Raw genomic sequence first — 13,110 nt, 5'->3', positions numbered from 1 at the left:
TGGATTATTATAACACAAATTATATTTTATGCCTCTCCCACCAACCCGATTTCATCGGGTTGGTCCCCCCTCCCTCCCTGCCTGCCGGCAGGCAGGTCCATCTTCGATGGAGAGGGCCGAGTTGAAAGGAATAAGCAATTTAAAGATAAGCCCCTATCTTGAAGAGAAATACCGCTCCATCACGGCTTAAAACAGGTTGGCATTCCAAATAATATTTAAACCGATCCCCCCAATAAACCACACCAAGCAATCCAGATATATAAATATAATCGTATTTTGTGTTACTTATATATGTACCGCTAGATCTTCCATTATTTGGATTTTGAACAGAAGCATACCCTAAACCAATGCCTTCATATATGATATGTTTATTAATTAAAAGCTCGGAATTATACTGCTTAAACACAAGATCTGTTGATAAAATATAATCATCGGGAAAGTCACCTTTCCGATAAGATATTGCCATACCAACTGCCCTTCTGATTTTAAACTCAAACCAATCAAGATTAATTCCTATATAATTATTTGTTCCGGCAATAGCTCCAAACCGCCCTTCTTCTTCAACCTCAAAAATATCCGTATTACTCGCAAAAGCAACGGATAAATATCCAAATAACATTATTGCTACAAATAAAAATATTAATTTCGCTTTTGTTTTACTCATTTATTCATCCTTTTCAATTGGTTCTCGCCATTCTCTTTTCCTCTCCCACCAACCCGATGCAATCGGGTTGGTCCCCCCTCTCCATCTTCGATGGAGAGGGCCGAATTGAGAGGACTTTCGTTATTAAACTTATGACCTTAACCGGGGCTTGGAACAATTCCTTGTTCGTAAATCTAATTACTTCTACGCCATGATCTTTGAGCACTTTATCGCGAGCCTTGTCATAATCTTCCTGCTGCTTATGGATCCCACCATCAAGCTCAACCCCTAACCTTGCTTGCGGGCAATAGAAATCAAGAATAAACCCCTTGATCACATGCTGTCGTCTAAATTTATAACCGAGCATCAACTTCTTTCTCAACAACCACCACAGTCGCGCCTCTGCCTCGGTTTGTCCTTTCCTCAACTCCCTTGCCCGTTGAACCTTCACTCTTTTAACCATCATCCCCTTTCCCCGGCCCTCTCCATGAAATGGAGAGGGGGGACCGTTCCGATGCATATCGGAACGGTGGGAGAGGCAGCAACTTTATTGCCAGCCCTTATAGCATGTCCGGCTTGGCGTTCAAATAACGGAGAGCGTGTTCGGTCACGGTCTTGAACGGCGGGACCGCCACCGTCTCCCCCCAGATCGAAGTTTGCGGCTCGTCAACGATCACCAGCGTGATGATCTCCGGATCGCTTAACGGCGCCAGACCGATAAATGAAGTAACGAACGAGTTCTTCAAATAGCCGCGTCCGTTAGGGGCCGCTTTTTGCGCCGTCCCGGTCTTCCCCCCAACACTAAAATAGGCCATCTGAGCTTTTTTCCCGGTCCCTTTGAGGACCACGTTCCGCATCATCTCCAAAACCTCTTTGGCGACTTTCTCGGAAATCGCCCGCTTAGACGGCTTTTCATCATAAACTTTCATAAAATTACCATCGCTCGCTTCAATTTTTTTGATCAGGTGAGGTTTCACCATTTTCCCTTTGTTGGCAAAAGCGGAAACTGCTTGCAAAAGCTGGATCGGCGTCACCGACAGTCCCTGCCCGAAGGTTGTCATCCCCACCGCCGATTTCGGCCACCGCTCCCAATCCATGACGACGCCGCGCGATTCACCGGCTAGGCCAAAACCGGTCAATTCGCCAAAACCAAACTTTTTAATATGTTTGTAGTAATTCTGCGCTCCCATCATGACCCCAACCTGGACGGTGGCGGTATTGATCGACTGCTCCAGCATTTCCGAGATCGAGATCGTACTCCCCTGCCATTTGATCTGGTGGGAATTTTTGACGATCCGGGTCCCGATCTCGATCTGGTCGAGTGCTTTGAGGCGGGAATCGGCCTTGATCACCCCCTGCTCCAAGCCGGACGCGGCCAGGATCAGCTTAAAGGTCGAACCCGGCTCGTAAGGATCAAGAACGCGGGGATGCCAGAGGCGGGAATTATATTTGCCGAAACTATTCGGATTAAAATCCGGTTTACTGGCCAGGGCGAGAATATCGCCGTTCTTGGCACTCATAACGATAATCATCCCCGATTTAGCCCGGGTCGACTGGACCTGTTTGGCGAGCTCACGTTCAGCGACGTACTGGATCGCGCTATCGACCGTCAGGGTAACGTTTTGCCCGTCACCGCTCGGTTCAATCTCCCGGACCGCGCCGTAAAGCTCGCGGCCGGTCGGGTCACCTTCGGTCACGACCTTCCCCGATTTCCCCTGAAGATATTTGTCCCAAGCAAGCTCAACCCCGGACAGCCCTTGGTTATCGACGCCGACAAAACCGATGACCTGGGAGCAAAGATTATTTTTTGGATAGATCCGCTTTTTCTCCTTGATCATTCGGTAAGCTTTCGGGTTCTTGGCCAGCGCTTTTTTCGCTTCGGCTTCCGTGACTTTACGAATGATCCAGGAAAAACCGTTCTTATTGGTAAAGACCGAATATGAATCGACCGTCGTCGCCAGGATATCCCCCTGCGCGTCCATGACATCCCCCCGGTTGGAAGAGATCGGAATGATCCGCAGCCGCTGGTTCTGCGATTTCTCCCGGTAAAATTGATAATGGATGATCTGCAGGTCAACCAGCCGGATAACCACCAAGAGAAAACCGATCAGAAAAAAACCGAATAACAGGCGAAGGCGAATCTTAAGCGGCATCGGTTACGACCCGCACAGGGCGGTCAGCAAAGTCTCGAAGACGACCGTTTGCGACTCGCCGGATTTCAATTTTAAGTTTGTTTCCAACAACAGTTGAATATCGGCTTTTAGTTCAGCAAGCGAGAAACGGTCGATCGTCTCCAGACATTTGCGGACGTTGAATTGGTTCCCGCCGATCGCTTTAGCGACGTTAAAGGGATTGCGGTCCCGCCCCGGCAACGCTTTGATCTGCAGCATCAGCCGGTACTGGGTCCGCAGGAGCCCCAGGAGCGGCAGGAGTTCCACCCGGTTGTGAAGGAGGTTTTGGAAAAGGCCCAGCGCCTGCGGCAGGTTTTTGTAACGAAGCGCGTCGGTCAGCGCGAAGACATTCACCTCTCCTTGCGACGCGGCCTTATTGACATCGGTTGAATTGATCTCCGGCTTTTTACCGACATAAGTGGCAAGCTTGTCGATCTCGCTGGCCAGAAAAGCCAGGTCGGTCCCGCAGATCTCGATCAGCAGGCGCCCCGCGTCGCCGATCAGCTTTTTCCCGTTCTTTTGCGCCCGCTCCCAAACCCAGTTCTCGATCTGCTCGGTCTCCCAGGGAGCGAATGACTTGCACTCGGTCACTTCCGCCCGCTCGGTCAGGAACTTGAAAAACTTCATCCGCTTATCGATTGAAGAGAAATGAAAAACGGCGGTCACCCCGGGGGCGAGATTGATCAACGGGGCCATAAAGTCGGCCTGATTATCGGAGGTAACGTCGATCTCGCGGACGATCACAACCTTGTCGCCGCCAAGAAGAGTTTGGGTCTGAAGGGCGTTGCTTAAGTCGCCGGGGGTGACAGAGTCCCCTTCCAGCAGTTCGAGGTTGATCGACGGATCAGCGACCGATTTTTTGAAGGCGGCGATTTTTTCATCGACCAGCAAACGTTCGTCGCCGTATATTAAATGGAGATTAGCCATTTTTGACGCGCAGAAATTTCCGTTTACCGACCTTGATCGTCCGTTCGTTCGCCAAGGAAACATTGGTTTTTTCGTCAGTTATCGTGGCACCGTCGACCGACACGCCACCCTGCTGGATCAGCCGCTTGGCTTCCGATCTTGAAGGGGCAAGCTTGGTTTCGGCCAGGAGATCGATCAGCGGCAGTTCGCCGCGATTAAGGGAAATCATTTCAATTTCCTGGGGAAGCTCCCCTTTTTTGAAAACCGAAGTAAAATGCTCTTCCGCCGCGCCGGCTTCTTTCTCGCCGTAAAAGCGGGCCACGATCAAACGAGCGAGTTTTTTCTTCGCTTCCATCGGGTGAAGCGACTTGACCTCGGCCAGCGGTTCGCTGGTCAGCAGTTCGTAGTAGCGCAGCATCAGAGTGTCGGAGATCGACATTGTTTTCCCAAAGATCTCGTTCGGCGCTTCGGTGATGCCGATATAGTTGCCAAGCGACTTGCTCATCTTCTGGACCCCGTCGGTCCCTTCAAGCAGCGGCATCGTCAGGACAATTTGGGCCTCCTGCCCCGCTTTCTGCTGGAGGGTCCGCCCCATCAGCAAGTTAAACTTCTGGTCGGTCCCGCCAATTTCAATATCAGCCTTCAGGTGGACCGAATCATGTCCTTGCAGCAGCGGGTAAAGGAATTCGAGGATGGAAATATCTTTCTCGTTCTCGAAGCGAGCGGCAAAATCCTTACGTTCCAGCATTCGGGCGACGGTGTACTGGGCGGAAAGTTTGAAGACATCCATCAGGCTCATCTTTTCCAGCCAGTCGGAATTATAAACGACTTCGGTCTTATGTTTATCGAGGACTTTGAAAACCTGTTCTTTGTAGGATTTGGCGTTTTCTTCGACCTGTTCTTTGGAAAGAGCTTTCCGGGTCTCCGATTTTCCAGTCGGGTCGCCGATCATGGCGGTAAAATCGCCGATCAGGAAAATGATGTGATGCCCCAGCTCCTGGAACTGGCGGAGCTTGTTCAAGACGACGGTGTGGCCCAGGTGAATATCGGGAGCCGACGGATCGGCGCCAAACTTTATCCGGAGGGGACGATCTTTCTTAAGCTTTTCCTCCAGCTCCTTTTCGGGAATAATTTCGACCGCTCCCCGTTTGATGATCTCCAGTTGTTCCGCTGCGTTTTTCATTTTGCCCCCAATTCGACCAAAGCTTGTCTGACGATCTCGCTCGGCACATTGTCGCGGATAATGACTTTCCCCAGTTTTTCCGGCAGAACGAAATTAATCCGGCCGTCGAGGACCTTCTTATCGAGATTGATCCCGGCCATGATTTTGGCCGCCGGGAACCCTTTGATCTCCGACGGTAAGCCCAGCTTGTCGAACAGGCGGCAAAGACGCTCCGTCACAATGGGGTCGCAAACGCCAAGTTTCTGCGAAATAAGCGAAGCCGCGACCATACCGATCGCCACCGCTTCGCCATGGTTGTAAGAACGGTAACGGGTCAGCGATTCAATGGCGTGGCCGACGGTGTGGCCGAAGTTCAGGATCATCCGGAGCTTGGCTTCCTTTTCGTCCTTTTCAACCACCTCGGCCTTGATCTTGGCCGATTCGGCAACGATCGTCTGCCAGAGCTTGAGGGCGGCGCGCAAGGTATCTTCTTTTTCAAAGGCCCTGGTGTGGAGATGGTGGGCGTTCTCTTCCAAAAACTTAAAGAAGCTGGCATCTTTGATCAACCCGTATTTAACGATCTCCGCCAAACCGGTCCGCAATTCACGCACCGGCAGCGAAGTTAAGGTTTTTACATCGATGAAGACCAGTTTCGGCTGGTAGAAGGCGCCGATCAGGTTCTTCCCTTTAGGATGATTGACCGCTGTCTTGCCGCCGATCGAGGCGTCGACCTGGGCCAAAAGGGTCGTCGGCACCTGGATATAAGGAACGCCGCGCATGTAGTTGGCGGCAACAAAACCGGCCAGGTCCCCCACCACTCCGCCGCCAAGGGCGAGGATCAGGCAATCGCGGTGGGCGCCGTGACGGACCAAGATGTCAAAAACTCTGGCCGCTTCAGCCAGGGTCTTGTGGCTTTCGCCGCGCTTGGTTTCGATGACCAGAGGTTTCGTTTTAAAGCTCTTGCGGACCCGGTCACCGTAAAGATCGTTGACCAGCGGATCGGTAATAATAATGACTTCGCGTCCCCAGCCGTTCGCTTCGATGATCTTGCCAAGTTCGGGGAGAATATCGGTCCCAATCAAAATGTCGTAGCTGTTTTCTTTTAAGTTAACCCGGATCTTGTTCATAATTGTTTAATTATCCTTTCGACCACTTCGGCGACCGGGAGGGCCGACGTATCGATCGTGATCTGGGCCGCCGCCTGATATTTCGCCCGTCGGGCGTTCAGGATCTTATTGATCTCCGCTTTCGGGTCCGGAACGTTGAGGAGCGGACGGTGTTTTTCTTTGCCGACCCGTTCAAAGATCACGTCCGGCTCGGCCCAGAGTAAGACGACCTTCCCCAAACTTCTCAACAGCGCAACGTTCGCTTCCCGTAAAATAATCCCGCCGCCGGTCGACAGGACAAAATTATCGTAAGCGGCCAAGGTCTCCAAGGTGTCCGATTCCAGGGCGCGAAAATACTCTTCCCCTTTTTCCTTGAAGATCTTATTGATCTTCATCCCCTCCGTCCCTTCGATCAGCTCGTCGGTATCCAAAAACTCCAGGCGCAGCCGCTCGGCGAGCGCCCGACCGACCGCCGATTTTCCGGAACCCATAAAGCCGATTAGTATTATGTTCATAGATATCTTACTGTGCGATCTGCCCCCGACAGGGATCGAACCTGCGGCCAACAGTTTAGGAAACTGCTGCTCTATCCAACTGAGCTACGGGGGCTCGATCACTCATCAAACATCCTTTACTTCTTTAATAAAACCCTGGACCGCTTGCAAGATCACCCCCGCCACGTTCGCGCGCGGCTTAACAAAGCTCGGCGGCGAATCAAAGAGGCCGATCAGGTCGTTCGTCACCAAAACCTGGCCGTCGACTTTCGGACCGGCGCCGATCCCGATGGCCGGGATCTTCAGCGCCTTGGAAATTTTCGCCCCCAGCTCTTCAGGGACCAGTTCAATAACCAACGCAAAACAACCGGCTTTTTCCAGCAGCTTAGCGTCCGCCAATATTTTAGCGGCAGAACTTTTTTCTTTCCCCTGGACCTTATAGCCGAGAAGTTTGACCGACTGCGGCGTAAAACCCAGATGCCCCATGACCGGGATCCCGGCTTTAATTATTTGGCGGACCGCGTCCAGATGCTCCGCCCCTTCGAGCTTGACCGCGTCGGCCCCGGCTTTAATCAATCGGACAGCGGACCGGACCGCCTCTTTCGGTTCGATCTGGTAAGAACCGAACGGCAGGTCGGCCACGATCAAAGCCTTTTCAACGCCGCGGGCGACCGCCTGAACATGAATAACCATTTCATCCATGGTCACCGGCAGGGTGTTCCGGTAGCCTAAGGCGACGTTCCCTAAGGAATCACCGACTAAAACGACATCGAGCCCGGCCCCGTCAAGAAGCTTGGCGATCGGCTGATCGTAGGCGGTCAGCATCACTATTTTTTCCCGGCCCTTTTTATTTTGCAGTTGTTTGATGTTCATTTTTCCAGCCAAAGAGATCCAATTTCGGTTTTTCCACCCGATAAAGAGAGCAAAGCTTTTCTTCCAGCAAATCACCGGTCAAATGGCGGATCAGGTTGCCGTTCTCGGCAACGGAAACGATCCCGGTCTTTTCGGAAACGACGATCACCATGGCGTCGGATATTTCCGACAGGCCGACCGCCGCCCGGTGCCTGGTCCCCAACCGATGATCAAGGAGGCGGCTATCGGAGATCGGCAAGAGACAGCTCGCCGAAACGATCCGATCCCCCTGAACGATGACCGCTCCGTCGTGCAGGGGCGAGCGCGGGTCAAAGATCGAAAGAAGAAGCTCGGTCGAAAGGAGCGCGTCAAGCCGCACCCCGGATTCCAGATGCTCGGTCATTCCCATCACCCGCTCGATGACGATCAGCGCGCCGACTTTTTCTTCCGACAACTGCTGGACCGCCCTAACCACGCTCCGGATGTAATAGCTCCCCTCCCGGACGGTGGAAAGAGAAAAGATCCCCAGGATCCGGCCCCGGCCGAATCGCTCCAGAGTGCGGCGCAATTCCGGCTGAAAAAGAACGACCAGCATGACCGCGACCGCCGGCGCGAACTTTTCAAACAGCCAGTTGATGGTGTAAAGCCCGATCAGCCGCCCGGTCGCGTAAAGAAGCAATAAAACGATCAACCCGCGGATGAGCGAGATCGCCCGCGTCCCCTGCAACCAGAGAAGCGAGTAATAAATAAAGACCGCGACCGTAAAAATATCTATCAGGTCGACCCAGCGAAGTTCAAATGGCATCATTGGCGATCAAATCCTCGTATCTTTCCCGTTTGACGACAACTTTCGCTTGGCCGCCATTCAGCATGACCAGGGCCGGCCGCGGCACCCGGTTGTAATTGGAAGCCATCGAATAGTTGTAAGCGCCGGTACAGGAGACGACGATCAGATCGCCGACTTTGGCCGGCGGCAATTTGCCGTCTTTAATGACCAGATCGCCCGATTCGCAGAAGCGTCCGCCGATAGTGATCGTTTCAGTCTTGGCCGCGGCCGGATCACGGGCCAGACAGGCTTCGTAGACCGCCTGATAAAGGACGTAGCGCGGGTTGTCGGACATTCCGCCGTCGACAATCAGGTATTTCCTGATCCCCGGAATGTCGCGGATCGCGCCGATGGTGTAAAGCGTGACCCCGGCCAATCCGACGATGGAGCGGCCCGGTTCAAGATATAATTTCGCCGTGGTCTTCCCGTTCAGTTCGGCCGCGATCCGTTTGGCAAACTCTTCGATGTTCGGCGCTTGCTGGCTGGCCAGGTACGGGATCCCGATCCCGCCCCCAAGGCTGATCTCGCTCGTCCCGTATTTGTTGGTCAAGGAGACGAGCAATTTCGCTTCGGCGATAAAAGGTTCGACGTCCAAAATCTGCGAACCGATATGAGCGTGAAAACCGGCCAGTTGGAGCCGCTTGGTTTTGCGGACCGCCGCCACCAGCTCAGCTAACTGGTCAAGCGGGACGCCGAATTTCGAGTCGATCCGGCCGGTCTGGATAAATTCGTGAGTGTGGGCTTCGATCCCGGGATTGACCCGGATCAGGAGCGAAACATCCCGGCCTAAACGCTCCGCCGCATCCGCCAGATTGGCCAGTTCATATTGATTATCGACAACAAACCGCCCAACCCCGGCCTTGATCCCCTCTTCGATCTCTTTCGGTGATTTGTTGTTGCCGTGAAAACAGATCTTTTTCGGGTCGGCTTTGGCTTTCAAAACGGTAAAAAGTTCGCCGCCGGAAGAGACATCGAAACCAAATCCTTCGCCGGCGACAACTTTCGTCACGCCGATCGCGCAAAGGGCCTTGCTGGCAAAAACCAGTTCGGTCTGCGGATAATGGGCGCGGAAAGATTTTAAATATGTTTGGCACTGGGAGCGGACCGTCGCCTCATCGATCACGTAAAGCGGGGTCCCGAATTCCTTAGCGACCGAGAGCAGATCACACCCGCCAATTTCCAAATGGCCGACAGTATTAATTTTCGTGGTGTTGGGCAAATTTACGTATGGCATTATGACTAAATTATACCATAAAAAATATCCTTAAAAAACGTGAAATTTTCCGGATATGTTAATGATAACTATCCGGGAGGGAACCATGAAAACAATTCAATTGACCCAGCGCTTGCCCAAACTTTCTCGGCCTTTTATATTAGCCAGCACGACGGTGTTGGCCGCGTGCAGTTCAACTTGCGGCGGACAGAAACCGGCACCGATCCAGACCACACCTACAAGCACAATAACCGCTCCGCCAAGCGTCCAATCACAAATCAAACCAAGTAACGCCCTAATTACCTGGAAGCCAACAATGGCCCAGGAGATGAACGCGCCTGAAAGTGCTTGGGACATCAGGAACGGGGCTAATGGACCAGAGACATTCGGTAGTATTTTTCAACCCAGTATGGTTGATTTTCAAGACGGGGTCCTGCAACTAAGCCTCGATCGCTGTCGGTCAAATTGTAAAGGCTTTCCTTACGCATCGGGAGAATATCGCACCAGAGGAACGGACTACAGCTACGGTTATTATGAATGGAGAATGAAGCCAGCTAGCGCACAGGGGATCATGGGCGGCTCCGGCTTTGTTTTTAGCGGCACGTGGGGAGAAGCTTCGCATCGGGAGATCGATTTCGAATTCATCGGCAATCAATCGAACATGGTTGAAACCAACTATTATTTCGCCGGTTCAGGGAAAAATAGCGAGAACAAAGAAGACATCCCGTTAAACTTTGACCCGACTAAAGACTTCCATAATTACGGCTTTCGCTGGGCGCCGAACGATCTGACCTTCTACGTTGACGGCCAGCCGGTCCGACATGTCACAACTAACATTCCTAACGGCGAAACTCAAATCATGGCTAATATTTGGAAAGGTTCGACCAAGCCGGATATTATCGGCTGGCTGGGCGAAGTCTATTCAGGCGGACGGCAAATCGCTTTCTACGACTGGATCCGGTACTCCACCTTAGAAGCAGCCACCCAACAACCACCGACAGCCGCCGCCCCAACCCTCCCCACGCCGACAACGACCGCAGCCCTGCCGGTCCCGGCTCCAGCGGTCAGCCGGGTCATCGGTTTGCCGATCGGTTCCATCCAGCAACGTTCATATGTTTACAATCCGAGCAACAGTTCAATAAAAGAAGAAAACGGTGTTTACACCTTTCAGGCCAATCGGGCCGCTGATCCGGGTTTTGGCATTGCGACCGGCAACGCCGATCTAGGTGGGCGAAAAACGCTCCGTTTCGAGGTCCGGGGATCAATCACCAAACACGGCAATTGGGCCAGATTAATCGCCCAAGTTTACAATGACAAGAACAACGCCGGCCAGCCAACGATAACCTTCGACTCAATTGACGTTACCAATGATTGGACCGAAGTTATAATTTACCTGGGAAGTGTAGTGAGCAACCTCCAAAAGCTGCAATGGCAATTAAGCAGCGATCTTGGCTCGTGCCAAATTGAAGTCAGAAATATTCGGTTCGAATAAAAAAGGAGAAAAAAATGATCAGAAACGTTCGTCCCTTAAGCCTTCGGTCCCTAAGTCTCGTCGCGGCTCTTTCGGCCGCGCACTTGGGTTGCGCTGAAAGCACCCGGCAACCGGCCCAAACCCCGGCAACACTGACCCCAATCGCCTCCGTCCCCACCGTTACCAATCGCCCGGTCCAACCAGTTTTTTCCGTCGTTGGCTACAACGGGGCGGAAGGCAAAGTCGCGGTCCTCTCCGACCTGGTCAGAACAACCGCTACGATCGAAGGGAAAGACCCTGGTTTCTTTATCGCCTTTCCTACTCCCTTACAGCTAGGGGCAACCCGCACGCTTGCCCTGCGGCTCCAAGGCCCGATAGTTCAATTAGAAAATTGGGACCACTACGCGTCGGTTCAGATAACCGGTTCTAATGATCCGGAACGCCATGTTATTTTGTCGGAATTATGCCAGCTAGGGCAATACGGCAACTGTAAAGGGAAAACACCGACTCCGTTGGTCGCCGTTGAAAACGGGTTAGACCTCAAGCTTCCTCTACCGGCTGAAGTTCAGGACATTAAAAGAGTGGAGTTGGTTTTTATCGGCCAAGCGAGAGTTCCGGCGGGATTTGTCCTGTCTAATATTTCAGTGCGGTAAGCTAACCGGCGCGGAGCATCAGCTTGTATTCGATCGAGTCGATCAATGCCAGCCAGCTGGCTTCGGTCACGTTTTCGGAGACACCGACCGTCCCCCAAACTTTGCTGTCATCGGCCGATTCAACCGTCACCCGGACTTTAGCGGCGGTCCCGGCTTCAGTATTCAAGACTCTAACCTTGTAGTCGGTCAGCTTCATCTCTTTGAGCTGGGGATACAACCCTTCCAGGACTTTACGGAGGGCGTTATCAAGGGCGTTGACCGGTCCGTCGCCGCCGGCGCTGGCGTCATAATGTTTATCGCCGACCTTCAGCTTGATAAAGGCGTTTACTTTAGCCGAAGCCAAGCCCTGCTTCCCGGTCTCGACCCGAAATTCTTCGAGGTCAAAGTACGGCTTGAATTGGCCAAGCGCTTTTTTGACCAGCATTTCGAAGGAGGCTTCCCCTTCTTCAAATGAATAACCCTGATTTTCCATCTCTTTCAAAGTTTTGATCAGCCCTTTGATTTCCGGCGAATCCTTCTTCAGGTCGATCCCGTACTCTTCCGCTTTATGGAGGATGTTGCTGACCCCGGAAAGCTCCGAGATCGTCACCCGCCGTTCATTGCCGACCGCTTCGGGCGCGATATGTTCGTAGGTGCCGGGATTTTTGGCGACCGCGCTGACATGAATTCCCCCTTTATGAGCGAAAGCCGATCGGCCAACATAGGGTTGATGCGGCGATTGCGGCAGGTTGGCGATCTCCGCGACATGCCGGGAAAGCTCGGTCAACCCGCGCAGTTTCTCGTCACTAACGCAATTGATCTTCAGCTTCAACTTCAACAGCGGAATAATCGAACAAAGGTTGGCGTTGCCGCAGCGTTCGCCGTAACCGTTGATCGTCCCCTGGACGTGGGTCGCGCCGCAATAGACCGCCATGCCGGAAACGGAGACGGCACATTCCGAATCGTTGTGAGCGTGGATCCCAAAGGGAACGGTCAACCGGGATTTAAGCTCGTTAATGATCAGCTGGGTTTCAAAAGCGAGCGTGCCGCCGTTGGTATCGCACAAACAGAGAATATCAGCCCCAGCCTCGGCCGCGGTTTGCAAACATTTCAGGGCGTACTCCGGATTGGCTTTGTAGCCGTCGAAAAAGTGTTCGGCGTCGTAGATCACTTCGCGGCCCGCTTTTTTCAGGTACGCGATCGTGTCGGAGATCATCGCCAGGTTTTCTTCCAGGGTCGTCTTGAGGGCGTCGGTCACATGGAAATCCCAGCTCTTGCCGAAGATCGAAACGGCCGGCGTTTCGGCGGCGATCAGGGTCGCGATGTTTTTGTCGTCCTCAACTTTTATTCCGGCCCGGCGGGTGGAAGAAAAAGCGACCAGCTTGGCTTGTTTCAGTTTGATCGACTTCATCTTCTGGAAATATTCAATATCTTTCGGGTTGCTCCCCGGCCAGCCCCCTTCAATATAGTGAACACCGAACTCATCAAGCAGGCGGGTGATCTTTATTTTATCCTCAAGGGAAAAACTGATGCCCTCGGTCTGGGCGCCATCGCGCAAAGTAGTATCAAAAAGTTTAACCTGCATGGAGAAATTATAGCACACCTTGCCCCCTCAATTGCCTTGAAATATCCGC

The 13,110-nt window shown here is 52.7% G+C and carries 14 protein-coding genes and 1 tRNA gene; 2 read left to right on the top strand and 13 right to left on the bottom strand.

Annotated features, from left to right (window positions below):
- Window positions 1-139: 139 nt before the first annotated feature.
- The 12 genes from WC772_07260 to WC772_07205 form a co-directional block, all read right to left on the bottom strand.
- Entirely contained in the window at window positions 140-664 is a 525-nt protein-coding gene (locus WC772_07260; GenBank protein MFA6170547.1) for a hypothetical protein, read from the bottom strand.
- Window positions 665-677: 13 nt separating this feature from the next.
- Entirely contained in the window at window positions 678-1,106 is a 429-nt protein-coding gene (locus WC772_07255; GenBank protein ID MFA6170546.1) for a DUF559 domain-containing protein, read from the bottom strand.
- A gap of 97 nt (window positions 1,107-1,203) precedes the next feature.
- The gene (locus WC772_07250) at window positions 1,204-2,796 is read right to left on the bottom strand and encodes a penicillin-binding protein 2 (protein MFA6170545.1); all 1,593 of its coding nucleotides are present in this window, start codon (window positions 2,794-2,796) and stop codon (window positions 1,204-1,206) included.
- Window positions 2,797-2,799: 3 nt separating this feature from the next.
- Window positions 2,800-3,741: a DNA polymerase III subunit delta gene (gene holA, locus WC772_07245; protein ID MFA6170544.1), complete on the bottom strand. Its 942-nt coding sequence runs from the start codon at window positions 3,739-3,741 to the stop codon at window positions 2,800-2,802.
- Entirely contained in the window at window positions 3,734-4,903 is a 1,170-nt protein-coding gene (gene tyrS / locus WC772_07240; GenBank protein ID MFA6170543.1) for a tyrosine--tRNA ligase, read from the bottom strand. The genes holA and tyrS overlap by 8 nt, the downstream gene beginning before the upstream one ends.
- Window positions 4,900-6,009, bottom strand: coding sequence for a 3-dehydroquinate synthase (gene aroB / locus WC772_07235; GenBank protein MFA6170542.1), 1,110 nt, complete (start codon window positions 6,007-6,009; stop codon window positions 4,900-4,902). Before aroB ends, tyrS begins: the two co-directional genes overlap by 4 nt.
- Window positions 6,006-6,503, bottom strand: coding sequence for a shikimate kinase (locus WC772_07230; protein ID MFA6170541.1), 498 nt, complete (start codon window positions 6,501-6,503; stop codon window positions 6,006-6,008). Before WC772_07230 ends, aroB begins: the two co-directional genes overlap by 4 nt.
- A gap of 20 nt (window positions 6,504-6,523) precedes the next feature.
- Window positions 6,524-6,597 (bottom strand) — tRNA-Arg (locus WC772_07225).
- Window positions 6,598-6,608: 11 nt separating this feature from the next.
- Window positions 6,609-7,355, bottom strand: a complete 747-nt coding sequence (gene panB / locus WC772_07220; protein ID MFA6170540.1) for a 3-methyl-2-oxobutanoate hydroxymethyltransferase — start codon at window positions 7,353-7,355, stop codon at window positions 6,609-6,611.
- Window positions 7,330-8,142: a diadenylate cyclase CdaA gene (gene cdaA / locus WC772_07215; protein MFA6170539.1), complete on the bottom strand. Its 813-nt coding sequence runs from the start codon at window positions 8,140-8,142 to the stop codon at window positions 7,330-7,332. The genes panB and cdaA overlap by 26 nt, the downstream gene beginning before the upstream one ends.
- Window positions 8,129-9,394 carry a diaminopimelate decarboxylase gene (gene lysA / locus WC772_07210; protein ID MFA6170538.1) on the bottom strand — a complete coding sequence of 422 codons (1,266 nt, stop codon included), beginning with the start codon at window positions 9,392-9,394 and terminating at the stop codon, window positions 8,129-8,131. Before lysA ends, cdaA begins: the two co-directional genes overlap by 14 nt.
- A gap of 96 nt (window positions 9,395-9,490) precedes the next feature.
- The gene (locus WC772_07205) at window positions 9,491-9,730 is read right to left on the bottom strand and encodes a hypothetical protein (GenBank protein MFA6170537.1); all 240 of its coding nucleotides are present in this window, start codon (window positions 9,728-9,730) and stop codon (window positions 9,491-9,493) included.
- Here WC772_07205 and WC772_07200 point away from each other — a divergent pair.
- Together WC772_07200 and WC772_07195 are read left to right on the top strand one after the other, a co-directional pair.
- Complete coding sequence (locus WC772_07200) at window positions 9,690-10,865, top strand: family 16 glycosylhydrolase (GenBank protein ID MFA6170536.1); 1,176 nt, start codon at window positions 9,690-9,692, stop codon at window positions 10,863-10,865. The two genes, WC772_07205 and WC772_07200, sit on opposite strands and share 41 nt — an antisense overlap.
- 14 nt (window positions 10,866-10,879) lie before the next feature.
- Complete coding sequence (locus tag WC772_07195; GenBank protein ID MFA6170535.1) at window positions 10,880-11,497, top strand: hypothetical protein; 618 nt, start codon at window positions 10,880-10,882, stop codon at window positions 11,495-11,497.
- 1 nt (window position 11,498) lies between these two features.
- Here WC772_07195 and cimA read toward each other — a convergent pair whose 3' ends face one another.
- Window positions 11,499-13,061, bottom strand: a complete 1,563-nt coding sequence (cimA, locus tag WC772_07190) for a citramalate synthase (protein MFA6170534.1) — start codon at window positions 13,059-13,061, stop codon at window positions 11,499-11,501.
- Between the last annotated feature and the right edge of the window lie 49 nt (window positions 13,062-13,110).

Source organism: Candidatus Margulisiibacteriota bacterium (assembly GCA_041661965.1).
Lineage (GTDB): Bacteria > Margulisbacteria > WOR-1 > O2-12-FULL-45-9 > XYB2-FULL-48-7 > XYB2-FULL-45-9.
This window is presented reverse-complemented; position numbering and strand designations above follow the sequence as displayed.

Excerpts from the sequence above, each read along its gene's own strand:
- cdaA (MFA6170539.1), bottom strand. The coding sequence starts at position 8,142 with ATGATGCCATTTGAACTTCGCTGGGTCGACCTGATAGATATTTTTACG.
- cimA (MFA6170534.1), bottom strand. The coding sequence starts at position 13,061 with ATGCAGGTTAAACTTTTTGATACTACTTTGCGCGATGGCGCCCAGACC.
- WC772_07205 (MFA6170537.1), bottom strand. The coding sequence starts at position 9,730 with ATGTCCCAAGCACTTTCAGGCGCGTTCATCTCCTGGGCCATTGTTGGC.
- WC772_07230 (MFA6170541.1), bottom strand. The coding sequence starts at position 6,503 with ATGAACATAATACTAATCGGCTTTATGGGTTCCGGAAAATCGGCGGTC.
- WC772_07200 (MFA6170536.1), top strand. The coding sequence starts at position 9,690 with ATGGCCCAGGAGATGAACGCGCCTGAAAGTGCTTGGGACATCAGGAAC.
- lysA (MFA6170538.1), bottom strand. The coding sequence starts at position 9,394 with ATGCCATACGTAAATTTGCCCAACACCACGAAAATTAATACTGTCGGC.
- WC772_07195 (MFA6170535.1), top strand. The coding sequence starts at position 10,880 with ATGATCAGAAACGTTCGTCCCTTAAGCCTTCGGTCCCTAAGTCTCGTC.
- aroB (MFA6170542.1), bottom strand. The coding sequence starts at position 6,009 with ATGAACAAGATCCGGGTTAACTTAAAAGAAAACAGCTACGACATTTTG.
- panB (MFA6170540.1), bottom strand. The coding sequence starts at position 7,355 with ATGAACATCAAACAACTGCAAAATAAAAAGGGCCGGGAAAAAATAGTG.
- WC772_07255 (MFA6170546.1), bottom strand. The coding sequence starts at position 1,106 with ATGGTTAAAAGAGTGAAGGTTCAACGGGCAAGGGAGTTGAGGAAAGGA.
- WC772_07260 (MFA6170547.1), bottom strand. The coding sequence starts at position 664 with ATGAGTAAAACAAAAGCGAAATTAATATTTTTATTTGTAGCAATAATG.
- holA (MFA6170544.1), bottom strand. The coding sequence starts at position 3,741 with ATGGCTAATCTCCATTTAATATACGGCGACGAACGTTTGCTGGTCGAT.
- tyrS (MFA6170543.1), bottom strand. The coding sequence starts at position 4,903 with ATGAAAAACGCAGCGGAACAACTGGAGATCATCAAACGGGGAGCGGTC.
- WC772_07250 (MFA6170545.1), bottom strand. The coding sequence starts at position 2,796 with ATGCCGCTTAAGATTCGCCTTCGCCTGTTATTCGGTTTTTTTCTGATC.